Annotated in this window: 26 protein-coding genes; 16 read left to right on the top strand and 10 right to left on the bottom strand. The window is 68.5% G+C overall.

The annotated features are described in order from the left end of the window. Positions 1–18: 18 nt before the first annotated feature. Together NA3_RS32775 and NA3_RS32770 are read right to left on the bottom strand one after the other, a co-directional pair. Positions 19–1,227, bottom strand: a complete 1,209-nt coding sequence (locus NA3_RS32775) for an FAD-dependent oxidoreductase (protein WP_062968358.1) — start codon at positions 1,225–1,227, stop codon at positions 19–21. 189 nt (positions 1,228–1,416) lie between these two features. Beyond that, positions 1,417–2,076, bottom strand: a complete 660-nt coding sequence (locus NA3_RS32770) for a PadR family transcriptional regulator (RefSeq protein ID WP_062968437.1) — start codon at positions 2,074–2,076, stop codon at positions 1,417–1,419. A gap of 246 nt (positions 2,077–2,322) precedes the next feature. Here NA3_RS32770 and NA3_RS32765 point away from each other — a divergent pair, with 246 nt between their 5' ends. Further along, positions 2,323–2,937, top strand: coding sequence for an NAD-dependent epimerase/dehydratase family protein (locus tag NA3_RS32765; RefSeq protein ID WP_062968435.1), 615 nt, complete (start codon positions 2,323–2,325; stop codon positions 2,935–2,937). Positions 2,938–2,968: 31 nt separating this feature from the next. Here the strand turns inward: NA3_RS32765 and NA3_RS32760 are convergent, their stop codons facing one another. Beyond that, complete coding sequence (locus NA3_RS32760) at positions 2,969–3,754, bottom strand: helix-turn-helix domain-containing protein (RefSeq protein WP_062968433.1); 786 nt, start codon at positions 3,752–3,754, stop codon at positions 2,969–2,971. Positions 3,755–3,839: 85 nt separating this feature from the next. Here NA3_RS32760 and NA3_RS32755 point away from each other — a divergent pair, with 85 nt between their 5' ends. Together NA3_RS32755 and NA3_RS32750 are read left to right on the top strand one after the other, a co-directional pair. Next, on the top strand, positions 3,840–4,277 hold the full coding sequence (locus NA3_RS32755; RefSeq protein WP_062968356.1) for a hypothetical protein: 438 nt from the start codon (positions 3,840–3,842) through the stop codon (positions 4,275–4,277). 41 nt (positions 4,278–4,318) lie between these two features. Beyond that, positions 4,319–4,978 carry a pentapeptide repeat-containing protein gene (locus NA3_RS32750; protein WP_062968354.1) on the top strand — a complete coding sequence of 220 codons (660 nt, stop codon included), beginning with the start codon at positions 4,319–4,321 and terminating at the stop codon, positions 4,976–4,978. Here the strand turns inward: NA3_RS32750 and NA3_RS32745 are convergent. After that, positions 4,975–5,715 (bottom strand): VIT1/CCC1 transporter family protein, encoded by a 741-nt coding sequence (locus NA3_RS32745; protein ID WP_062968352.1) that lies wholly within the window; start codon positions 5,713–5,715, stop codon positions 4,975–4,977. The genes NA3_RS32750 and NA3_RS32745 overlap by 4 nt on opposite strands. A gap of 99 nt (positions 5,716–5,814) precedes the next feature. Here NA3_RS32745 and NA3_RS32740 point away from each other — a divergent pair, with 99 nt between their 5' ends. Next, positions 5,815–6,462, top strand: a complete 648-nt coding sequence (locus NA3_RS32740; protein WP_062968350.1) for a class I SAM-dependent methyltransferase — start codon at positions 5,815–5,817, stop codon at positions 6,460–6,462. Here the strand turns inward: NA3_RS32740 and NA3_RS32735 are convergent. Both NA3_RS32735 and NA3_RS32730 read right to left on the bottom strand, forming a co-directional pair. Continuing rightward, entirely contained in the window at positions 6,434–7,396 is a 963-nt protein-coding gene (locus NA3_RS32735; protein ID WP_084492068.1) for an MBL fold metallo-hydrolase, read from the bottom strand. The genes NA3_RS32740 and NA3_RS32735 overlap by 29 nt on opposite strands. A gap of 19 nt (positions 7,397–7,415) precedes the next feature. Continuing rightward, positions 7,416–7,862, bottom strand: coding sequence for a MarR family winged helix-turn-helix transcriptional regulator (locus tag NA3_RS32730; RefSeq protein ID WP_063917849.1), 447 nt, complete (start codon positions 7,860–7,862; stop codon positions 7,416–7,418). Positions 7,863–7,956: 94 nt separating this feature from the next. On the opposite strand from NA3_RS32730, the gene NA3_RS32725 reads away from it, so the two are divergent. Beyond that, positions 7,957–8,904 (top strand): phosphotransferase, encoded by a 948-nt coding sequence (locus tag NA3_RS32725; RefSeq protein ID WP_062968348.1) that lies wholly within the window; start codon positions 7,957–7,959, stop codon positions 8,902–8,904. Between the two features lie 18 nt (positions 8,905–8,922). Here NA3_RS32725 and NA3_RS32720 read toward each other — a convergent pair whose 3' ends face one another. Then, positions 8,923–9,489 carry a YbhB/YbcL family Raf kinase inhibitor-like protein gene (locus tag NA3_RS32720; protein ID WP_062968346.1) on the bottom strand — a complete coding sequence of 189 codons (567 nt, stop codon included), beginning with the start codon at positions 9,487–9,489 and terminating at the stop codon, positions 8,923–8,925. Next, entirely contained in the window at positions 9,486–10,118 is a 633-nt protein-coding gene (locus NA3_RS32715) for a CE1 family esterase (protein WP_062968344.1), read from the bottom strand. The genes NA3_RS32720 and NA3_RS32715 overlap by 4 nt, the downstream gene beginning before the upstream one ends. Positions 10,119–10,323: 205 nt before the next feature. Here NA3_RS32715 and NA3_RS37300 point away from each other — a divergent pair, with 205 nt between their 5' ends. From NA3_RS37300 to NA3_RS32665, 10 genes are all read left to right on the top strand, one after another. Then, positions 10,324–10,515: a winged helix DNA-binding protein gene (locus NA3_RS37300; RefSeq protein ID WP_128145101.1), complete on the top strand. Its 192-nt coding sequence runs from the start codon at positions 10,324–10,326 to the stop codon at positions 10,513–10,515. Between the two features lie 443 nt (positions 10,516–10,958). Further along, positions 10,959–11,804 (top strand): ABC transporter permease, encoded by an 846-nt coding sequence (locus NA3_RS32705; RefSeq protein WP_062968340.1) that lies wholly within the window; start codon positions 10,959–10,961, stop codon positions 11,802–11,804. 1 nt (position 11,805) lies between these two features. Next, complete coding sequence (locus NA3_RS32700) at positions 11,806–12,672, top strand: MlaE family ABC transporter permease (RefSeq protein WP_062968338.1); 867 nt, start codon at positions 11,806–11,808, stop codon at positions 12,670–12,672. Positions 12,673–12,677: 5 nt separating this feature from the next. Beyond that, positions 12,678–13,703 carry an MlaD family protein gene (locus NA3_RS32695; RefSeq protein WP_084492072.1) on the top strand — a complete coding sequence of 342 codons (1,026 nt, stop codon included), beginning with the start codon at positions 12,678–12,680 and terminating at the stop codon, positions 13,701–13,703. Beyond that, on the top strand, positions 13,700–14,698 hold the full coding sequence (locus NA3_RS32690) for an MlaD family protein (protein WP_062968336.1): 999 nt from the start codon (positions 13,700–13,702) through the stop codon (positions 14,696–14,698). Before NA3_RS32695 ends, NA3_RS32690 begins: the two co-directional genes overlap by 4 nt. After that, the gene (locus tag NA3_RS32685; RefSeq protein ID WP_062968334.1) at positions 14,686–15,732 is read left to right on the top strand and encodes an MCE family protein; all 1,047 of its coding nucleotides are present in this window, start codon (positions 14,686–14,688) and stop codon (positions 15,730–15,732) included. Before NA3_RS32690 ends, NA3_RS32685 begins: the two co-directional genes overlap by 13 nt. Then, positions 15,732–16,817, top strand: coding sequence for an MlaD family protein (locus tag NA3_RS32680; protein ID WP_062968427.1), 1,086 nt, complete (start codon positions 15,732–15,734; stop codon positions 16,815–16,817). Before NA3_RS32685 ends, NA3_RS32680 begins: the two co-directional genes overlap by 1 nt. Then, positions 16,814–17,875 carry an MlaD family protein gene (locus NA3_RS32675; protein WP_084492067.1) on the top strand — a complete coding sequence of 354 codons (1,062 nt, stop codon included), beginning with the start codon at positions 16,814–16,816 and terminating at the stop codon, positions 17,873–17,875. The genes NA3_RS32680 and NA3_RS32675 overlap by 4 nt, the downstream gene beginning before the upstream one ends. Beyond that, the gene (locus NA3_RS32670) at positions 17,872–18,828 is read left to right on the top strand and encodes an MlaD family protein (RefSeq protein WP_062968333.1); all 957 of its coding nucleotides are present in this window, start codon (positions 17,872–17,874) and stop codon (positions 18,826–18,828) included. The genes NA3_RS32675 and NA3_RS32670 overlap by 4 nt, the downstream gene beginning before the upstream one ends. Before the next feature lie 22 nt (positions 18,829–18,850). Then, positions 18,851–19,492, top strand: a complete 642-nt coding sequence (locus NA3_RS32665) for a hypothetical protein (protein WP_062968331.1) — start codon at positions 18,851–18,853, stop codon at positions 19,490–19,492. Positions 19,493–19,518: 26 nt separating this feature from the next. On the opposite strand, the gene NA3_RS32660 is transcribed toward NA3_RS32665, so the two are convergent. Continuing rightward, positions 19,519–19,998 (bottom strand): carboxymuconolactone decarboxylase family protein, encoded by a 480-nt coding sequence (locus NA3_RS32660; RefSeq protein ID WP_062968329.1) that lies wholly within the window; start codon positions 19,996–19,998, stop codon positions 19,519–19,521. Continuing rightward, positions 19,995–21,089 (bottom strand): NAD(P)H-dependent amine dehydrogenase family protein, encoded by a 1,095-nt coding sequence (locus NA3_RS32655; RefSeq protein WP_062968327.1) that lies wholly within the window; start codon positions 21,087–21,089, stop codon positions 19,995–19,997. Before NA3_RS32655 ends, NA3_RS32660 begins: the two co-directional genes overlap by 4 nt. Before the next feature lie 127 nt (positions 21,090–21,216). Here NA3_RS32655 and NA3_RS32650 point away from each other — a divergent pair, with 127 nt between their 5' ends. Continuing rightward, the gene (locus NA3_RS32650; protein WP_062968421.1) at positions 21,217–21,513 is read left to right on the top strand and encodes a DUF6412 domain-containing protein; all 297 of its coding nucleotides are present in this window, start codon (positions 21,217–21,219) and stop codon (positions 21,511–21,513) included. The last annotated feature ends 69 nt before the right edge of the window (positions 21,514–21,582 follow it).

The following is a 21,582-nucleotide window of genomic DNA, read 5'->3' as shown; positions in this document are numbered from 1 at the left end:
CAATCCGAGGAAATACGCTCACACGGCAGCGAGTTCGGCGCGCTCGTCGACCGGTGCGTCCCAGTCGATGGTGTAGCTCTGTTCGCGGGCCATGAGCTCGTCCATCTTGAAGAGTTTGGTCGCCAGCGGCATGACCAGCGGCATCATCCGGCGCATCACCGGGCCGACGGTCTTCGACTGGTTGATCTTGGCTCCCCGGGCCGCGACCTTCTCCACCCGGGGACGCCGAATCCGTTCGTAGGCGGCGAAAGCCGTTGCCGGTGAATCGAAATCCCGTAGGCACCGGGCGAGCTGGACCGCGCTCTCGATGGCCAGCGACGCCCCCTGCCCGGTGCTGTTGGACGGTGCGTGCACCGCGTCGCCGACCAGGACCATGCGGTCGCGATACCAGTGCGGCACCGGCGGCATGATGTGCAGGCCGCCGGTGACGACCAGCTCTTCCGGCGGGGTGTTGCGCATCAGGTCGGCGCCGGGGGTGTCCTCGGCGTAGACCTCGCGCAATGTCCGCAACCACTGTTCGGCCGGAACCTCCCGCGCCTCGGTCAGCGAAAGGTACTGCTTCTGCGGCAGATTCGCGCCCCAGGCGATCCGGCCGTCGGGCATGGACCAGTACAGGTAGTAGGCGTTGCGGCCGTAGGCGAACACCATGGTCTCCGGGGGGACCGGATACGAGCATTCGGTGTAGGCGCCGAATCCGAGCATGCCGGTGTAGTCGGCTCCCGGGGCGTTCGGATCGATGAGCGTGCGCACGCGCGATTTGATGCCGTCGGCCCCGATGATGATGTCGGCGGTGGCGGTGGATCCGTCGGCGAACCGAGCGGTCACGCCGTCGCGATGTTCCTCGACGCCGACCAGGCGCTTGGAGTATTCGACGGCCACGCCGGCGCCGACGGCATGATCGTGCAGGACCTGATGCAGATCGCTGCGATCGATCGCCTGCAGCGGTTCCAGGCCGGTGGCGGTGGGCAGCTCGATGTCCTTGTGGCCCACCGACATCACCGTGCGAGTCATCGGTAGTGCGATCGCGCGCACGGCATCGCCGGCGCCGATGATGTCCAGGGCGGCCAGGCCGTTGGGTGCGAAGCCCAGGGCGCTGCCGATGTTGTAGGCCGGGCCGGGGTATGCCTCGTAGACGGTGGCCTCGATCCCCGCCGCGCGCAGGGCGGTGGCGGCGACGGGGCCGGCGACGCCGCCCCCGATGACGAGGGCGGATGTGACTGCGGACATGGGAATTCTCCTCGAGTGGATGAACCCGATCCGATTCGCGCACGCGCTGCCCAGTTATCCTGAAGTTGCCATACTCGGGCTGGGTTCGCCTGCGTGAATGCGGTTCGAGAGGTAGGTGGATCGGGCTCGGCGCGGTGTTGCCGCACTTCGCCGGGCCCGGTTCGTATCGTGGTTGTCGTCCTGCCGATATCAGTCGTCGGTCGGCTGTCGGAACGTCCCTCCTTCCACCATCGCGGCGATCTCGGCGGGCGGAATCTGCTCGGAGTGGGCGCGCCGCCAGAAATCGATGTCGGGGAAGGTGCCGGCGGCGAGTTCGGTGCGCAGCGCGGCGACCCATGCCGCCTCGGCCTCGAGCATCGCCACGCCGAATTCGGCCTCGACCAGGAAGAGCCGGGGCAGAAACTGGGTCTGCTCCTCGATTTCGCGGCGCCGCACGGCGATCTCCGCGGCGAGCAGCCGGGTGCGCTCGTCGAGCAGTGGGATCACCTCGTCCGGCGGCAGCAGGGCCACGACGGACAGGCCCGCCACGAACCGATGGGGTTCGGGTTCGGGGGTCGAGATCAGTTCGCGGATCCAGTCCTCCGCCTCGGCGCGGCCGGCGTCGGTGAGCCGATAGATCGTCCGCTCGGGCCGCGCGCCGTCGCGCTCGCTGCCGATGACCTCGACGAATCCGTGCTTCTCGAGATTCTGCACGACCGTGTAGAGCGAACCCCATTTGATGTCCATATCGCGGTCCTTGCCGCGCTCACGCATCTGGGCCGCGATCTCGTAGCGGTGCATGGGACGTTCGATCAGCGTCGCCAGGACCGCCAGGGCCAGCAGATTGGCGACCTTTCGCTTCTTGGGCATCGCCTGCACCTCCTTACTCGTCTACGAATATACGTCCACGAGTATCGGCTCTGCAAGAGGAGACGCAAAGGTGTGGACACGACAGGCCCTCCGGACGGTGGCGTGCTGCCGCGCGGGGGATCGTCACGAGCGACGCGACCGCCGAGGGCGGACTGCCGACGTGCGGCGACGACCGCGGCCGACGAGGTGAGCCGGTCGAGAGTGTCGAACCGGCCGACCGGAGCCGGGCGGTTATCGTGGTTCGTCGTGCGAATCTTTGTGGCGGGCGCGACCGGAGTGCTGGGCGCCAGACTGACACCTCTGCTGGTCTCGGCCGGATTCGAGGTCGCCGGGCTCACGCGCTCGGAGTCGAAGACGTCGATGTTGACCGGTTTCGGCGCCCGGCCGGTCGTCTGCGATGTCTACGACGCGGCGGCGCTGGAACAGGCGGTGCGCGACTTCGCGCCCGATCTGGTGATGCATCAGCTCACCGACCTGCCCGACGATCCCGCCGATCTGCCCGCCGGACGGACGGCGAATGCGCGGATGCGCCGCGAGGGCACCGCGAACCTGATCGCCGCGGCCCAGGCCGCGGGCGCGAAACGCTTTCTCGCCCAGAGCGTCGCGTGGGAGATGACCGGAGAGGGACAGGCCGCCAAGCAGTTCCTCGAGGACGCGGTGCTCGGGATCGGTGGCGTCGTGCTGCGCTACGGCCAGTTCTACGGTCCCGGAACCTACTATCCGGACAACGCCGACCGGCCCGATCCGCCGCGCATTCATATCGCCGAGGCCGCGGCGCGGACCGTGGTCGCGCTGGATCTGGCCTCGGGCATCTACGCGGTGACCGAAGACGGACGCGTGGATTTCGAACCGGTGCAATAGGTGTCGAAGCCGGCCCGTCGAGCGTGATCGGTCACCCGGCTCGCTGCCGGAGCAGTTCGGCGGTGGATTCGTCGGCGGGCAGGAAGGCCTCGAGATGCAGTTCCGCCAGCGAGACATCGGTGGCGGTGGCGAACGAGGTCAGCGTGGTGATCAAACGCAACTCGCCGGCCTCGCTGCGCAGCCGCAGTGGCACGGCGAAGCCCAGATACCCGGGCCCGGGGTCGGTGTCCGGGAGATAACTCTCGAATTCGGCGACCAGTTCCTCGGCGCGCGGATCCGGTGAGCGGCGGTTGCGCGCCCGCATGGATTCGGTGACGTGCCGGCCCCATTCGGGGAAGTTGATCACCCGCGGCGCCAGCCCGTCCGGATGTAATGCCAAGCGGCGCACATTGATCGGCGCGGTGAGAAGGTCGGGCGCACAGCCGTCGGTGAAGACGTCGAACGCGGCGTTCGCTTCGATCAAGCACCCGTAGCGGTCGGCGATCAGCGCCGGATAGGGCATATGCCCCGACAGGATCGTGCGCAGGGCATCGCGCACCGGAGCCAATTGCGGTGCGTCCATACCGGATTCGTCGTAGGCGGGGGCATAACCGGCCGTCGCCAGCAGCGCATTGCGTTCGCGTAGCGACAGTTCCAGTGACTCCGCCAGCCGCAGCACGATGGCCCGGCCCGGCCGGGAGCGGCCCTGTTCGAGATAACTGAGATGGCGCTGCGTGGTATCGGCGCGGATGGCCAGGTCGAGCTGGCTCCACCGCCGCAGCCCTCGCCAGCGCCGCAGTTCCTGCGCGAAGGGTCCCGGTTGCGCGACTGTCGTCATGGGATCATCGTCGGCCCCGGCGTGGCGCTTCGCCATACCCTGGAGGGAATCGCGCGAGTGCGGGCCGGCGGACAGACTCGGCGGCATGAGCTACGAACCCACCGATATCGAATTGAAGAATCTGCTCGACCGCTGGGTCGGCCAGTGGAACGAACCCGATGCCGACCGGCGTCGCGACCTGATCCGCGAGGTCTGGGCCGAGGACGGCTATCAGATCCTGGTCAACCCGCCCGAGGCGATTCGTGACACCGCCCGTCACTACGGGCTTTCGGCACCGGCGATCGAGGTCCGTGGCTACGACGCGATGTTCGCTCGCGTCACCCGGGCATACGAGATGTTCGTCGCCGACGGTGAGCATGTCTTCGAGCCCGAGGGTGAGCCGGTGCGCCACGCCGGGGCCGCCGTGGCGCTGACCTGGGTGATGCGTTCGCGCGCGGACGGCACGGTCGCCGGATCCGGACTCGAGGTGCTGACCTTCGATGCCGACGGGAGGGTGCGCACCGACCACCAATTCGTGAACTGAGCCGCCGCGGGCCTGTCGGTGCGCATGTCTAGGGTGCAGGAATGCCTCGCGACCTCGCCGATCTGCCCTACGCCCGGAGTCTGACGCCGCTGCGGGAACCGCTCGCACCCGACACCGAGTACGAGCGGATCCACCTCGACGCCACGTCCCTCGACGAGGTGTCGGCGGGTGGCTCCTGGTTCAGCGAGTCGGCGCTGACCGGTGTGGTCCTCGGCGGCGGCAGCCTGAATCAGTGCCGATTCGACGACGTCTGGCTGCGCGGGGTGCGGTGGATCGGGGTCGACGCCTGCGAAACACGATGGCTGGATGCCGAATTCGTCGACTCCGCGTGGTCGGGAGTGATCGCCGTCGACGCGCAGCTGCGCCGCATCCGGTTCGAGGGCTGCAAATTCGAATCGGTGAACTTCCGCGCGGCCACACTGCAGAGCGTCACCTTCGCCGAATGCGTCTTTCGCGATACCGACTTCTCCGCCGCCACACTGCGGAAGGTCGATTTTCCCGGATCGCGGCTCGAAGGCGTCGCCCTGCACGGGGCCACCCTGAAGGATGTGGATGTGCGGGGCGCGGCCGCGCTCGACCTCATCGCGGATATCGGAACGCTGAAGGGCGCGATCATCACCACACCGCAGCTGATGGAGATGGCGCCCGCCTTCGCGCGTGCGGCGGGAATCATCGTGCGCGACAATCGAATCCGCGACTAGCCGCTGGAAACCCCGGGGATCTGGCCGATGCCGTAGGTCACCACCATGGCCAGCGCGCCACCGATCACCACTCGGAGGACGGCTCGGCGCCGATTACCGCCGCCCAGTCGCGCGCTCAGCGATCCGGTCGCCGCCAGCGCCACCAGCACCGCGGCGAAGGTCACCGGGATGCGCCAGGTCGGCGGCGGCAGCAGAATCGCCAGCAGCGGCAGCAGGGCGCCGCAGGTGAACGCCAGCGCCGAGGAGAATGCGGCCTGCCACGGGTTGGTCAGCTCGTTCGGGTCCAGGCCCAATTCCGCCTCGGCGTGGGCGGCGAAGGCATCGTGGGCGGTCAATTCCTGCGCGACCTGCCGCGCGGTCGCCTCCGAGAGTCCTTTGTTCCGATAGATCTCGGTCAGCTCGGTGAGTTCGTAATCGGGATCTTCGGCGAGCTCCCGCTTCTCCAGCGACAGCAGGGCACGTTCGCTGTCGCGCTGGGTGCTCACCGAGACGTATTCGCCGGCCGCCATCGACAGCGCACCCGCGACCAGCCCGGCCACACCGGCGGTGAGAATGGGCGTGGTCGCCGCGGTGGCCGAGGCGACGCCCACCACCAGGCCCGCGGTCGACACGATGCCGTCGTTGGCGCCCAGCACTCCGGCCCGCAACCAGTTCAGCCGGGATGTGAAACCGCCGCCGTGTGGTTCGTGCGGATGTTTCCAGCTTCCGGAGTCGCGCACATTGTTGGAGTCGTCCACGGATGCAGAGTAGGCCGCCGACCGGGCCGGGTGGTGGACCCGCGCGCAGGCGAGCCGCGGCCGCCGCTGAGACGAGTCCGGATCGGTAGCATGCGTGACATGAATTCCCTTGTCACCCGCGCTATGTCCACGGTCGCCGAACAGCTGGGCAATCCGCACGGGGTGCTGGGCAAGGTGGTGGCGCGGATGCTGAACCGGGCCAATCGCTTCGCCATCGACGCCGCGGTCGAGGCGGCCGAGGTGAGCGCGGGACAGGCCGCGGCCGATATCGGCTTCGGCGGCGGTGTGGGGCTGTCGATTCTGCTGCGCGATGTCGGTGCGGCGGGGACCGTGCACGGCGTGGAGATCTCTCCGGATATGTCGGCGCGCGCCCGTTCTTGCTTCGCCCGGGACATCGGCACCGGCCGGTTGCGGATCGTGGAGGGCGCACTCACCGAGCTGCCGCTCGCCTCGGCGAGCCTGGACGCGGTGATCACGGTGAATTCCGTGTATTTCGTCGACGATCTGGACCGGGCCTGCGCGGATTTGGCGCGGGTGCTGCGCCCGGGCGGCCGGGTGGTGATCGGCATCGGGGATCCGGCGGCGATGGCGAAGATGCCGTTCACCGCGCACGGCTTCCGGTTGCGGCCGGTCGACGAGGTATCGGGCGCGCTGGAACGAGCCGGGCTGGCGGTCGAACATCGGCGGATCGATCGGCAGCCGATTCCGGCTCATCTGCTCATCGGCCGCCGGGGGAACGAGGACTGAGCAGCGGCAGGGCGACCACGTCGACAGCGCGACTCACGGCGCCGATCTCGTCGGGCACCGCGGCCAGGGCGATATCGACGGTGAAGCCCATCGGCGCGTCCAGCGGCCGGAGGAAATCGTCGTAGTGCATCGGCACGACGGTGGCGGGGCGCAGCCGGGTCAGGATCCGGTGCCAGTAGTCCGGGGTCACCGACCGTCCGGCCACTCCGGCGAGGAAGATGTCGACGTCGCGGTGCCGGATCGCCTCGTCGATGAGATCGGCGCTGCCTTGGTGATAGATCTCGATACCGGCCACCGCGATGTGGATGCCCCAGGTCTGCCCGCAGCCGTACGCCATCGGCGCCAGCGCGGCCAGGGATTCGCAACTGGTGTCGCCGGGGGAGGGAATCCGGGTGCCGAAGGGGATCTTCGAATGCACGCTCGGCACGAAGGTCACGGTGAACGGCCCGAGTTCGTAGCGGCGATACGGCTCCACCTCCACACCGCGCTCGCCGAGTCCGTGCAGAGCCATGAGGTTGCGCACCGATCGCGAGCCGTAGACCGGGCAGCCGCAGCGGCGCGCGAGCTCGGGAGCGTCCAGCGCGTGATCCCAATGACCATGTCCGACAACGATTCCCGATACGTTGTCGAGGCCGGGCAGGAAGCGGTCGATCGATGCGGGATCGGGAAGTGCGGTGCGGCGGCGCACCACCGTCGACAGCGGCACCCGGGTGAGGAACGGGTCGACGAGCAGCGTCGCGCCCTCGTAGGTCATCCGGTACCCGGCGGTGCCCAGCCATTCGAGTTCGAGACCGGCGGGCAGTGTGAGCGGGCGGGCCTCGAGCGCGCGCAATGCCTGCGCATCCTCCCGGTCGCGAGCGCTCTTGTTCAGGAAGTACCGGGCATAGCCGGCGGTGTGCCGAAGCGGATCGAGCACCGTCGAGAGAGCGGACATCGGTCCATTCTGCATCGGGTCACGGACGATCGTCGGCGAGCACCTTGTGCAGGGCGGTGGCGAGAGCGCCGAGCTCGTCGGCGGCCAGATCGGCGAAATGCTGCTCGACGACCGCGTGATGATGGGGGGTGGCCTCGTGCAACCGCTGCCGCCCGGCCGAGGTGATGGCGACGTACGCCGATCGGCCGTCCGCGGGATTGGTTTCGCGGGTGACCAGGCCGCGCGCCTCCAATTCGGTGACCAGGCGGCTCACCCGGGTGCGGCTGAGCACCATGGTCGCGCCGAGATCGCTCATGCGCAGCCGCGGCGTCCCCGCGAGTTCCACGAGCATGTCGTACCAGCTGGCGGGCATGCCGTAGCCGCGGCGCAGTTGCGCGTCCAGCTCCGGGCGCAGGTCGACGTACACCCGCTGCAACGCCCGCCACACCTGGACCGAGGCGGGGACCGAGCTCCCGGATTCCGGCACGCCGCCGATCTTAGACGGCGCCCGCCCCGGCCGCCCGGCGTGCGCGCCCGGCCGCCCGGCGAAAACCGGTGGACACCGGTTCTACGATGCGGATATGGATATGCGCGCGAGCGTGCAACTTCCGCCGGACTGGCAGGAGCGGGTACGCGGTGCCCTCGCGGACTCGCCCCTGCCGGAGTTGGCGGGCGGTTCCCTGCGTCTGCTGGGTGCCGGATTGGACAGCGTTGCGCTCCAGCTGGATTCGGCCGGCAAGCTCTACGTGCTGCGCCTGCCGCAGGACCCGCACGGCGCGGAAGGGATCGCGCGCGAGGCCGGTCTGCTTCCGGAATTGGCGCCGTTGCTGCCGGTGCCGATTCCGCAATTCCTGTTCACCGCGCCGAATCCGCTGGGGCCGGGGGAGTACTGCGTGTATCCGCTTGTGCCGGGCGAATCGCTCAACGAAGCGGATTGGGCCGGGCGGGGACTGCTGCACTCCGATACGGCACGCACGATCGCGGAATTGATCGAACGGATCCACTCGTTTCCGGTGGACCGCGCCCGGGACTTCGGTGTCGAGGTCACCGATCTGCGGGGTGATTTCGCCGCGGATCTGAAGTCCGTTCGTGCCGAGGTGCTTCCGTTGCTGGATGAGGCCGAGGCCGCGGAGCTGTCCGGGGCGTGGCACCGATATCTCGACGACGACGCCAACTTCGACTTCGAACCGACGCTCATCCATGCCGATATGAGCCTGGATCATCTGTTGATCAGCGGCGGCAGGATCAGCGGACTGATCGACTTCGGCGATGTGGAGATCGGTGACCCCGACTACGACCTCTGCTACCTCTACCCGGAGGCGGGGCACGAGTTCGTGCGCGAGATCCAGCGATGTCGCGCCCGGGATCTCGGAGCCGTCACCGAGAACAAGCTGCGCTTCTGGGCGTGTGCCGATCCCGCGCTCGACGTGCTGGACGCTGTCGAACAGGGCCGGACGGACTTTCGCGAACAGCGACTGACGGTCCTGCGGCAGGCGCTGCGCAGCTATCGGCCGAACGGCATGTCCTGAGCCTCTGAGCCCTGCGCCTCAGGGGCGTTCGTAGAATCCGTCGATTCGCGCCCGGCCCACCGCCTGTGCGGCCGCCAGCACCTCCCGAGGCTTCGCACTCTCGACGGATTTCCCCGCGGCCATGGTGAGGGGCGCGCCCAGGGCGAACAACTCGAAGACGTACCGGTGCGGTCCGTGTCCCTTGATCGGCGCGGGGCCCATGTACCCGCGGCCGAATCCGGACCGCAGTACCCGCACACCCGCTTCGTCGGTATCGGCGCGTAACGCGTTGCGGGACAAGCTCCGCACCGCCGGATCGAGGAGCGCGACGCAATGGACGAACGGTTTCCGCATCGGAGCGTCGGGATCCTCGAGCACCAGCAGATAGCCCGCCGCGGTGTCCGGCGCGCCGCTCCAGCTCAAGGCGGGAGACTCGTCGGCGCCACCGATCCGGTGGGAGGCGTGCCGGATGTCGAGAGTGGTCTCCGGCTCGAAGTCCGGACTCGTGAGTCGAAAAACTGTGTCGCCGAGCAGGTTCGGCTGATTCCATGCCAGTTCGGATTCACCGGCGCGGCGATTGGCGAGTAGCTTGCCGAGGATACTCATCGGTTCTCCTTCTCCGACCGGGGTGGAAGTAGCCGCCGCGCCGCCGGTCGCACGAGCGGGCGGGCGAAGTGATGGATTTCTACCGTGGCATCGAATTCCAGGGTGGATGCCGCGCCGGGAGTGCTTGCCCATTCCTCCGGCACGGCGACGCCCGGCCAGGTGTGGCCGCCGCCGAACACCGTCCATGTCGTGACCGCGGTGTCGCCGATGCCGTGGGCCGCGGTGACACGTCGCGAGCCGGTGGTCGTGACGGTGGTTCGTTCGCCCGTGTACCGGTCGAGGCTCGCCCAGTGTTCGGCGGTCGCGGCGGCGCCGAGAATCCGCCCGCGCGGTTCGCCGTTCGGCCCGCGGTGGCGGGAGTGGCCGCCGGCGAGCGGAACCAGGGGATCGGCATCGCCGTTGATCAGCATCGCCGACACCGCGTGGGTCGGCCGCACCGCGGTCGGATCGGCGGGCAGCGCCCCCGCCACCGCGGCGAAGACCGCGATCCGTTCGCTGCATTCGAGCGCGAGCCGGTGAGACATGAAGGCGCCGTTGGATATTCCGGCTACCAGCGTGCGATCGGATGCGGTCCGATACCGCCGCGCGCACCAGTCGATCAGGGTGCGCAGGAACCCCACATCGTCCACGCCGTTCGTGCATGAGCAGACCGCCGCCTCCGGCCTGCGGTCCCATATTCCCGTGCAACGCGACGATCAGCGGACTGTCCGGCTCCCGGGGCGGTCGCAGGTGAAAGCTTCGCGGGCGGCCGTCGTGGGTCAGCTCGCCCGGAATCAGTTCGGCGGTCATCGGCTTCCCTCCACGCGGCATGCCCGTTCGCCGTCGGAGCTGCTGATGCGCACACCCGATCCGGACGACCAGCGGCGCAAGCGGTTGCACATCACCGACGCCGGGCGGGACCTGTTGTCCGAACGGCGCGAGGCCGGGTACGGCCATCTGGCAGAATTGATCGCCGCTCGTCTGACGCCCGCCGAACAGCGGCGATTGGCGGCGTCCCTTCCGATTCTGGGCAAACTCCTGGATTGAATCGGGGGGAGATCTCCGGGACCTTCCCGATGTGCCGGACGGTGCCGCGTTGTTTTATTCGGTATCGGCGGCCGTGCGGCATCGCGACGACTTTCTCCCGGTCGAGGCGACCGAGGTCGACGAGCACGATCTCCGCCCGGCCGCTCGCACCGCGGCGAGTCCGTAAGGGCGAATCGTTGTGGCCGATCACACGTGACGCGGGTCATAGCGATAGCAGATCGGTGCTGATAACAGGTTTCAGAACTGGCGTTTACTTAGAAAAACATGCACGTGAGCTGGATTAATCGCCGCACGTCGTGCGGGTCTCCGAGCGGTCACCCTCACACCGTGATCAGCTTTACTGTAACTAGTTGTAACCGTTAGCTTCGTGTTGGCAGTGTTGCCGATCACGGAGAGACGATTGTGAAATTCGAGCCACACCGCCCGGACCCGGCCCGCCGCTCATGGCGCCGGTGACCCGGGCTTCCTCGGGCGCGTCCGCTGTTCGTATCGTTCGCGAGAATTTCTCGGACACCGTCGTGTCCGCGCTGCGAACCTTCGGCAGGGCAGTGGATATCGCCCGGGAATCGGTGACCGGCACGGCGACCGACGTCGTCCGGCGCGAATTCCAATGGCGCGAAGCGATTCTGCAGGCGTGGCGGCTGGTGACGGTGACCGCGATCCCGGCGATTCTGATCGCCATCCCGTTCGGGGTGATCGTCTCGGTGCAGGTCGGCAACCTCATCCACACCCTGGGCGCGGATTCGCTGCTCGGCGCGACCGGCGGCCTCGGGGTGATCAAGCAGGGCGCGCCGCTGGCCACCGGCTTCCTCCTCGGCGGCGCGGGGGCGGCCGCGATCGCCGCCGATCTGGGCGCCCGCACCATCCGCGAGGAAATCGACGCGCTCAACACGATGGGCATCTCGCCGATTCACCGGCTGGTGATCCCGCGACTGGTGGCGATGATCCTCGTCGCGCCGCTGCTGAACATCCTCATCATCTTCGTCGGCATCGTCGCCGGCTACGCCGTGGCCGTCGGCGGTCAGAACGTGACCCCCGGAAGCTATTGGGCCACTTTCGGATCCTTCACCACCGTCGCCGATGTGTGGGTCTCGCTGCTCAAGGCCGTGCTGTTCGGCTTCCTCGTGGTGATCATCGCGTGCCAGCGCGGACTGGAGGCCAAGGGCGGCCCGCGCGGGGTGGCCGATGCGGTGAACGCGGCGGTGGTGCTGTCGGTGGTGTCGATCGCGATCGTCAATCTCGGCGTGACCCAGGTTGTCGAGATGTTCCTGCCGACGAGGCTGGTCTGACGTGGCGATTTCGACCTATATGCCCAAGGGGTTCGGCCACTTCGTGCGTTTCTATCGCCGCCGCGGTCTGCTCCTGGCGCGCGTGGAGGGCTTGGGCTTCGTCCTGGCCTTCATCTGGCAGGTGCTGTCGTCGATTCCCTTGACGCTCAGGCGGTATCGCGACGAGACGCTGCGCATCATCTCGGATATGACATGGGGACGCGGGTCGGTGATCGTCGGCGGCGGCACGGTGCCGATGATGATCGTGCTGGGCCTGGTGATGGGCGCCTCGGTGGCCGTCGAGTCCTTCACCATGCTGAACATCCTGGGCATGGGCCCGGTGTCGGGCATCGTCTCGGCCTACGCCACCACCCGCGAGCTGGCCCCGATCGTGGCCGCCATCGGATTCGCCGCCCAGGCGGGCTGTCGCATGACCGCCGAAATCGGCTCGATGCGCATCTCGGAGGAGATCGACGCGATCGAGGCACTGGGCCTGCGGTCGGTCCCGTTCGTGGTGACCACCCGCGTCATCGCCGGCGCCGTCTCGATCGTGCCGACCTTCCTGATCGGGCTGATCCTGTCGTATCTGGCCTGCCGCGGACTCATCACACTGGTCCACGGTCAGTCCGCCGGTGTGTACGACCACTACTTCTTCCAGTTCGTGTCCGGATTCGACGTGATCGCCGCGGTGATCAAGGTGGCGATCTTCGCGACCGTCGTGATCCTCATCCACAGCTACTACGGCTTTTTCGCCACCGGTGGACCCGAAGGGGTGGGCATCGCGTCCGGCCGCGCGGTGCGTGCGTCCTCGGTCGCGATCGTGGCCATCGACATGGTGCTGACACTGATGCTGTGGGGTTTCAACGCGTCGATCGACTTCACGGGGTAGTGCAGGTGCCGAATTACGGAATGCCCGGAGTGGCGGTGGACAAGCGGCGCTCGCTGCTGGTCGGCGGCGTGGCGATCGCGCTCGCGGCCGTGGTCGCGATCGGCTCGCTGGCCTACCGCGGCCTGCGTACCGACGACAGCCTGCGCATCGCCCTGCACACCGAGCAGATCGGGGACGGGGTACTGACCGGCACGCCGGTGCGGGTGGACGGTGTGCAGGTCGGCGAGGTCGCGGCGATCGTGCCCGCCGACGGCGGCACCCAGCGAATCACCCTGCGGCTGGACCGATCTCAGCTGCACGGCATCGACGACAGCCTGCGGGTGGACTACGCGCCGGCGAACCTGTTCGGCATCAGCGAGATCGAGCTGCGGCCGGGCTCCGGCGGTGCCCCGCTGCGCGGCGGGTCCACGATCGACCTGACCGGGCAGCACGCCGCCGCGGTCTACGACGCGACCATGGGCGGTTTGCTGCGCGGGCTGTCGCAGACCGGCAACGCTCTGCTGACTCCGCAGATGGCCACGGTGATCGCCCAGGTCTCCAACGACGTGCGCGGCTTCACGCCGCTGGCCCAGGCGTTGATCTCGGTGGCGCAGACCATCACCGACAACCAGACGATGCCCAGTTCCGAACTGGTGGGACGGCTCGGCCCGGCCTTCGACGGCGGCGGACGCTTCGCGGGCGCGACCATCCAGGTGCTCGATCTGCTGCGCAATATCCCACGGCTGCAGGACGATCGGGGCTCCTACGACGCCGGAACGTCGGCGCTGACCGGTTCGGTCCTGCCCGCGCTGGCCGGTCTCGGCACGCGTGCGGGATCCGAATTGTCCGGCGCCACAGACACTCTCGCGCCGATGCTCGCGGTGCTGGCGCAGATGGTTCCCCGTCCGCAGCAATCCGGCGCCGATCTGGCCGAACTCGTGCGCCGCCTGCGCGCCGGCCTGCACGACACACCGAACGGCCCGGTGCTAGACACGGAAATCGATGTGCGGGGCGTGCCGGTGCTGGCACCGCTGCTGGGAGGGATCCGATGAAGGTGGGGGCCGCCGCCTGGCGGCTGGGTCTGTTCGCGGTGGTGATGATCGTCGTGCTGTCGGTCGTGTTCACCGCGATCAAGCGGCCCGTCGCCGGCGACACCGAGACGCATCAGGCGTTGTTCACCGATGCCAACGGACTCAAGGTGGGCGACGACGTACGCCAGTTCGGCGTACAGGTCGGCAAGGTCGACACCATTTCCCTCGACGGGGCGCTGGCGCGAGTCCGGTTGTCGCTGAAGACCGATGCGCCGATTTTCGACAATTCGAAGCTCGCCATCCGCTATCAGAATCTCACCGGTCAGCGCTACATCGATCTGCAGCAGCAGCCGAAGCCGGGGACGCGACTGCCGGCCGGGCGCACGATCGGCACCGACCACACCGTGCCGTCGTTCGATGTCACGAGCATGTTCAACGGCCTGAAACCGGTGCTGGCCACCATTTCCCCGGAGGCGATCAACCAGTTCAGCGCCAGTATGGTCGCGCTGATCGAGGGCGACGGCAGCAACGTCGAACCGGTGCTGGCCGCGATCGGCCGGCTCGCCTCCTACGTGGACAACCGCCAGCAGGTGATCGGCGCCCTGATCCGCAACATGTCCGATCTGTCGCAGCGCGTCGGCGGGCGGGTGCACTACCTCGTGCCGCTGCTGGCCCGGCTGACCGACATCTTCCAGGCCCTGCAGACGAACATCGGCGGGCTGGCGCAGTTCGCGATGGCCGCGCCGTCGGTGCTGGGACCGTTGGACAGCCTGTTCGACGCGCTCGGCCTGCAGTCCGGCACCGATGTCGACGCGCTCATCCGGCGGCTGTTCCCCGACCCGAAAGAAGCCGTGGACGTCTTCGGCAAGTTGCCGGCCCTGCTCGGCGGACTGGACGCGGCCACACCGAAGCCGGTGGCGGGCTGGAAACCGCAGTGCTCCAAGGGAAATGCCGAACTGCCGCAGGTGGTGCGGGTGCTCGTCGCGGGACAGCAGGTGGCGATATGCAACGGCTGAATCGGTTCGGGTCCGGCCTGTTCCGGCCGCGGGATCGGCGCGTCGCGGATGCGGCGACCACCCGCCGCCGCGAAATCCGGCTCGGCATCGTCGGCGTCGCGCTCGTCGTGGTCTGCGCGGCCGCCGCGGGCATCCTGTACGTGGTGCCGTTCGGCAAGAAGACCTACACCGCGGAACTGTCCGAAGCGCAGTCGGTGAAGGTCGGTGACGATATTCGCGTCGCCGGTATCCCGGTCGGCAAGGTGGAAGCGCTCGAGCTGCATCCGGATCGGGTGCGGATGCGGTTCACCGTCGATTCGGACGTCTTCGTCGGCGATCGGTCCACGCTGGACATCCGGATGCTGACCATCGTCGGCGGCAACTACGTCGCGCTGTTTCCCGCGGGTGACAAGCCGCTGGGCGACAAGGCGATTCCGATGGATCGCGTGCGGCTGCCCTACAGTCTCGTGCAGACCTTCCAGGATGCGGCGCAACCGCTGCGGCAGATCGACGGCGACACATTACGCCGCAATCTCGCCGCCTTGGACACCTCGATCGAGGCCGCACCGGAGGCGCTGCGCACCACCCTCGATACGCTCGGCACCTACGTCGACGCGCTCAACCGGCAGCGCACCCAGGTCACCGATGCGATCGCGGTGGCCGACGAATACGTCACCATGTACGACGGGGCCAAACACGATCTCGGGCGTTTGATGGTCAACGTCAACCAGATGGAGACGTTGCTGGTCGACAAGCGCGCCGAACTGCGTGAGGGCGTGCGGTTGCTGCGCGCGGTGATCGAGCGGGTCGCGGCGCTGGCGCCCACCTACGATTCGGCGCTGAAACCGAAACTCCAGCAGCTCGGTGACGCACTGCCGCAGCTGGAAAAGCTCGGTGGCGAACTCGAGCCGGTGATCGGCACGGTGCAGAGTCTGCAGCAGAAATTCTCCCAGCTCGCCGGGACCGACGGGCCGGTGACCGTCGATCAGTCGGGGCAGACGGTCAGCGCACCGGCCGCCCACCTGTGTATCCCGGTACCGGGGAAGGACTGCTGATGCTGCACAAGCTGCTCGGTTCGCGGGCCTTCATGTCGATCGCCGGGACGGTGGCCGTCGTCGCGGTCGCGGTGGTCGGCTATCTCGTCGCCTTCCAGCCGCTGAAGGCGACCACGGCCTACTGCGCGATCATGCCCGACAGCGTCGGGCTCTACCCCGGCAACCAGGTCACCATGCGCGGCATCACGGTCGGGACGGTGAAATCCGTTGCGCCGCAGGGCACTTCGGTCAAGGTCGATTTCGACGTCGACACGGATCATCCGATCCTCGCCGACGCCGGTGCGACGACGCTGTCGGACAGTATCGTCGCCTCCCGCGAACTCGCCGTGGTCTCCAGCGGCACCGAGGCCGCGCGCTGGGACCCCACCCACTGCCTCACCAAAACTCTGACCCCCAAGAGCATCAGCGACACGCTGAACGCGCTGGCCCAGCTGTCGTCGCAGATCCAGGGCCCGGACGCCGCGCACCCCGACGCGCTGGCGCGCGGACTCACCTCGTTGAACGACGCCACGGCGGGCACCGGACCGCAGATCAACGCGCTGGTGCAGAAACTCGGCGCCGCGCTGTCCGCGCCCGATGCCGATATCGCCCATCTGGCAGGCATTTTCGACGCGTTCGCCTCGGTCTCCAAGGATGTGGAGGCGCACTGGGGTGAATTGAAGACCATGCTCACCCGGCTGGGGCCGGTCCTGGACCAGGCCACCGAGGATCTGCTGAAGCCGGGTGCGGCCCTGTTCGACGGCCTCGGCCAGGTGCTGCCGATGCTCAACGACATCACCACCCTGTTCGGCGATCCGATCATGCGCGCCCTCGACGACACCGTCCCGCTGGTGACATTCCTGCGCGCGAACGTCGGCTCGCTGGCCCAGATGATTTCCCTGACACCGGTTCTCGCCCAGGCCGTGCACACGGTCGGTGCCTCCGGCATCGGCTACGCCCCGCCGAAGGTGGCGATTCCGCAGGAACACGCCGACCAGGTGTGCGCCGCGATCGACGCGCTCGCCCCGGGGCGCTGCACCGCGGCCGGCGGTGCGGCGATAGTGGACATGGCGGCCCTGATATTCGGATTGGCAGGTGCGCGATGAGATTTCGGCGATTCACGCTCGGCTCGGCGATCGTCGTGGCGGCCGCGCTGCCGGCCGCCGGATGCGCATTCGACCCCTCGTCGGTACCGGTGCCGGGAACCACGGTGTCCGGCCCGACCTACCACGTGCGCATCGAATTCTCGAACGTGCTGAACCTGCCGGCCCGCGCCAAGATCATGGCCAACGGCGCGCAGGTCGGCACGGTCTCCGGGGTGACCGTGATGAATCCGGCCGCCGCGGGTGGCCGCGGCGGCTACGTCGTGGTCGACGCCGACATCTCGAAGTCGGTGCGACTGCCCACGACCACCGTCGCCGAACTGCGGCAGAACACGGTGCTCGGCGATATCCACGTCGCGCTGACCACGCCGCCGGACGGTTTCGGCACCCTGCTGCACGACGGGTCCACCATTCCGATGGCACAGTCGAAACCGCCGGTGCAACTGGAGGACACGATGGCGTTGATCGCCGCCTTCACCCAGGGCGGCGCGGTGACCCAGCTGCAGGACGTCATCGAGCAGTTCAATCGCACCCTGCCACAGGATCCGGCGCAGACCGCCCGGATCTCGCACACCATGGCCGCCGATGCCACCGATCTGGCGAACAACCTGGACAGCGTCGACGCGCTGCTCGACGGTCTGGGCACGAATGCCCAAGTACTGCATGATATTCAGCCGGAACTCGACGACATTCTCAGCCGAACCTCGGTCGAACAGATGAACGGTATCACCGACTCCATCGTGGGCGTGACGAAGATCTTCGGTGGGCTGGGGCCGGTGGGTGCGTCGCTGACCTGGCTCGGGCCGGTGCTGCGCGGTGCCGACGGGGCCGCCCAGGCGTTCGCGCCGTTGCTGCTCTCGGCCGGACCGGTGGACCTGAGCCGTCCGTCGAATCTGCAGGCCGTCATGGAACTGCTGCGCGACAAGGTGATTCCGTTCGTCGAACGCGGGCCGAAGGTGAACATCGTCGGGGTGCGCTCGGACGCCTCCGCGGACGTGCCGCCCGATCAGCAGACCGACCGCATCCTGGCCTCCCTGCGGATGATCGGAGTGGTGCGATGAGGTGGGGTGCGCTGACCTCGCTGGGCGGTATCGTCGCGATCACCGTCCTGGGGGCGAGCTATCTGACCTTCGGAGTCGTCCGCGCCGACCCTTTCGCCGACTACAACCGAACCACCATGGTGCTGACCGATTCCGGTGGTCTGGGCGTCGGGTCGCCGGTGCTGCTCACCGGACTCGAGGTCGGCCGCGTCACCGCCGTGCGGCATACCGCCGCGGGTGTCGAGGTCGCGATGCGGCTGGCCGCGGACAAGCGGGTGCCGGCCGACAGCACGGTGACCATCGAACATCTGTCGGCCCTCGGCGAACCGTACGTCGAATTCCGGCCCACCTCGGGCAACGGGCCCTACCTGCACGACGGCCAGCGCCTGGAAACAGCGAATGTGCGCATGCCGCTGTCGATTCCGGACGTCGCGCGGCTGGTCACCAAGACCATGAACCAGCTCGATCCCGAGGTGGTGGGCTCGCTGGTCGCCACCGCGAGCTCGGCGCTGGACGGCACCGACGCCGCGATTCCGAATCTGACCCGATCCGGAGATCTGCTGGCGGCCGCGATCATGAGCCGCAGCCCGCGAATCGCGGACCTGCTCAACAGCTTTCAGGCCGCCGCGGCCGATATCGACTGGGCCGGTCCGGCCACCAGTACGGCGGCACCGGCATTCGTCCGGTTCACCCACGCCCTGAACGATCTGGTAGCGGCGGTGGGCCGGATGGTGGACGCCCGTCCCGCCGGAAGCTACACCGAGGGCAACGGCCTGGCGCCGTTCCTGGCGAAGCTCAGCGACCGGCTGGCGCAGCTCGGCCCGGAGCTGAAATCCCTGGGTCCGGCGCTCGCGCCGCTGGCCGAGGCGACCACCGCTTCCGCGCCGCGCATCGACATCTCCGATCTGATCACGCAGGCCCTCGACGATGTGGGCGCCGACGGGACCGTGCGGGTGCGCATCAATGTCAAGTAGTACCACCGAGAAGGAGGACACCATGTCGAACGACACTGGTACCGAACCGAAGCGGGCAGTCGACGCGGAGGCCGAGTCCTCCCTGGCCGCCCCCGCCGAGAACACCCGCGCCGAGACCACCGCACAGACCGCGAAAGCTCCTCGCACACTGTCGATCCGGCTGTCGACCGTGGCCACCGCGGCGGCCGGAGTGGCGTTGATCGCGGCGGCCGCGGTCTTCGGATCACTATGGCTGTCGGCGCGCGGCGATCTGCACGACCGCGACGATCGGGCGGCCGCGCAGCAGCGTGCCGAGCAGGTCGCCACCGAGTACGCGGTCGGCGCCTCGAATATCGACTATCAGAACGTGGGCGCGTGGATCGGCAAGCTGAAGGCCGGCACCACGTCGCAACTGGCACAGAAATTCGACGCCACCGCACCGAAACTGCAGGAGATCCTGGTCCCGCTGAAGTGGACGTCGTCGGCGACCCCGATCGCGGCCAAGGTGATGAGCACCGAGAACGGCGTCTACAAGGTCGACGTCTTCCTGAACGTCAACTCCACCAGCGCGCAGACGCCGCAGGGCGCGCAGACCACCGTCACCTACACCGTCGACGTCGATCCCGGCAGCGGCTGGAAGGTGACCGACGTCGGCGGGATGGCCGGGGCCCTGCCCAAGCAGTAGCAGCCCTGCTCGAGCAGTAGCAGCGGTCAGTGGCCCGGCAGCACGCACACGGTGTCGAGTCCGAGGACGCGATTGAGCCGGCCGAACGCCAGCCACGAACCGATGCACATACTCAGCTCGACGATCTCGGCCTGGCTGTAGTGCGCGCGCATCCGGGTCCAGAAGTCCTCGTCCAGATTGTGGTGGTCGAGCACGTAGCGTTCGGCGTATTCGGCGGCCAGCCGGGTCCGCTCGTCGAAGGAATCGGTGGTGCGCCACTCGGCGACGGCCTGGTCGAAGCCGATCTCCACCTTCTGTCCGTCGCGTTCGGTGCGCCAGTCCTGACAGAACAGGCAGCCGTTGATCTGGGCGATCCGCAGCCGGGCGGCCTCGAACTCTCGCAGGCCGAGGGTGCTGTGCGAGTAGACCGCCAGCGACAGTTTCGAGGCGGCCGGCCCGATCCCCGGCACCATCTCACCCCAGACGTAGCCGATCGGATCCTTCCCCTCGGGGATATCGATGTTCATTGCGGTGTCCTTTCGGATGGGGCGCTCGCGAATCTGCCGACGGCGGGACGCAAGGGGACGTCGAGGGCGTCGTAGAGGCCGGGTTCGGCCGCGGCCAGCCAGTCGATGGCATTGACCAATCTGCCGACGGCAGTGGCGTTTCCGCCGGCGGCGCGGTTACCGCCCTCGGTCTCGGCCTCGACGGTCACCTCGATGCGCGGATCGCCCTCCACGATGATGCGATGCGCGCCCGCACCGTCGGGCGGCAGCGGCCAGTCCGGTGCGCAGTCGGAATGGATGCGGGTGACGTGTTCGATCACGATGCGCGGCCGGCCGCCGACGATGCCCTGCACCTCGAACCGCACCGCGCCCTGGGTGCCCGCCTCGAAGTCACCCATCGCCGCGGTGGTCACCGTGGCGTCGAGGGCGCGGCGGTCCAGCGTCTCGCGGATGCCGTCGAGTTCGGCGCCCAGGGCGCGCGCCATCAGCCGAATCTGCCCGCCCCACACCATGGTCGGGATGCCGGGTGCGGTCATCGGCGGTTCGTAGTCCATCGGCTGGCCCATGCCGACCAGGTAGCGCACCGAATCCGGCTGGTCGTAGGTGGAATAGTCGAAGATCTCCTGGCAGCGGATCGTGTCCACGCGGTGACCCAGCCCGCTCACCAGCAACGGCAGCACATCGTTGCCCCACCCGGGATCGATACCGGAGACGAACAGGGAACCGCCGCCCGCCGCGATCGCCGCCCGCACCGGCTCGCGCACCTCGGCGGGAGCGTTGCGGGGATCGTAGAGCGCGTACAGCGCGGGCGTGACGACCACCGCGCCGGCCCGGATCGCGGTGACGATATCGCGCAGCGCGTCGTCGGGCCGGATATCGCCGGACGCGGCGTACACGACCGCTCGGGGATGGCGTGCCAGCAGGGCGTCGGCATCGGACGAGGCCGTGACGCCGAGGTCGTGGGCGAGTCCGGCCAGCCGGCCGGCATCGCGCCCGACCTTGGCCGGATCGTGCACCAGCACCCCGGTCAATTCCAGTCCGGGGTGCGCGTGCACGGCGCGGATCGCGGCACGGCCGACATTGCCCGTGCCCCAGACGATCGTCGAGATCATCCCTCCGACACTAGCAATCGCTTGGTTTGCTGTGGGCGTTTTGCCGGGGTCGGCCGACGGTCGCGTGCCCCGACATGAGGCCGTCGGCTCGGCTCGGCGCGCCGTGCCGTTCGGTACCCTGATCGGCATGGTGATGCGGATCCGTTCGGCGGCGCTGATGCTGTGCGCTCTCGTGCTGTCCGTGGTCGCCGCCACGATCATGCCTGCGGGCGAACCGAATTCGCTGCTGGCCGTGGGAGCCGCGGCGATTCTCGCCTTGGCGGTGGTCGCCGCCTGTTCCGGCCGGATGCGGCCGGTGCCGGTCGCGGTCCACAGTGGACCTCCCGGCTCCGCGCAGCAGCGGCGACGGGGATCCTTTCTCCGACAGAGCAATCCGGATACGGCGGGCCGGGTGCGGCCCACGGCACCGGGGCGCCGGAGCTGATCGCGCGTCACCACGCCGGTGCTCTCGCCGGCCGAAGTGAACGCGCGGCTGCTCGGCCGGCCCTGTTCA

Origin of the sequence: Nocardia africana NBRC 100379 (assembly GCF_001612635.1) — a bacterium.
Lineage (GTDB): Bacteria > Actinomycetota > Actinomycetes > Mycobacteriales > Mycobacteriaceae > Nocardia > Nocardia africana.
The sequence above is the reverse complement of the archived record's forward strand: the minus strand, read 5'-3'. Positions and strand labels throughout refer to the sequence as shown.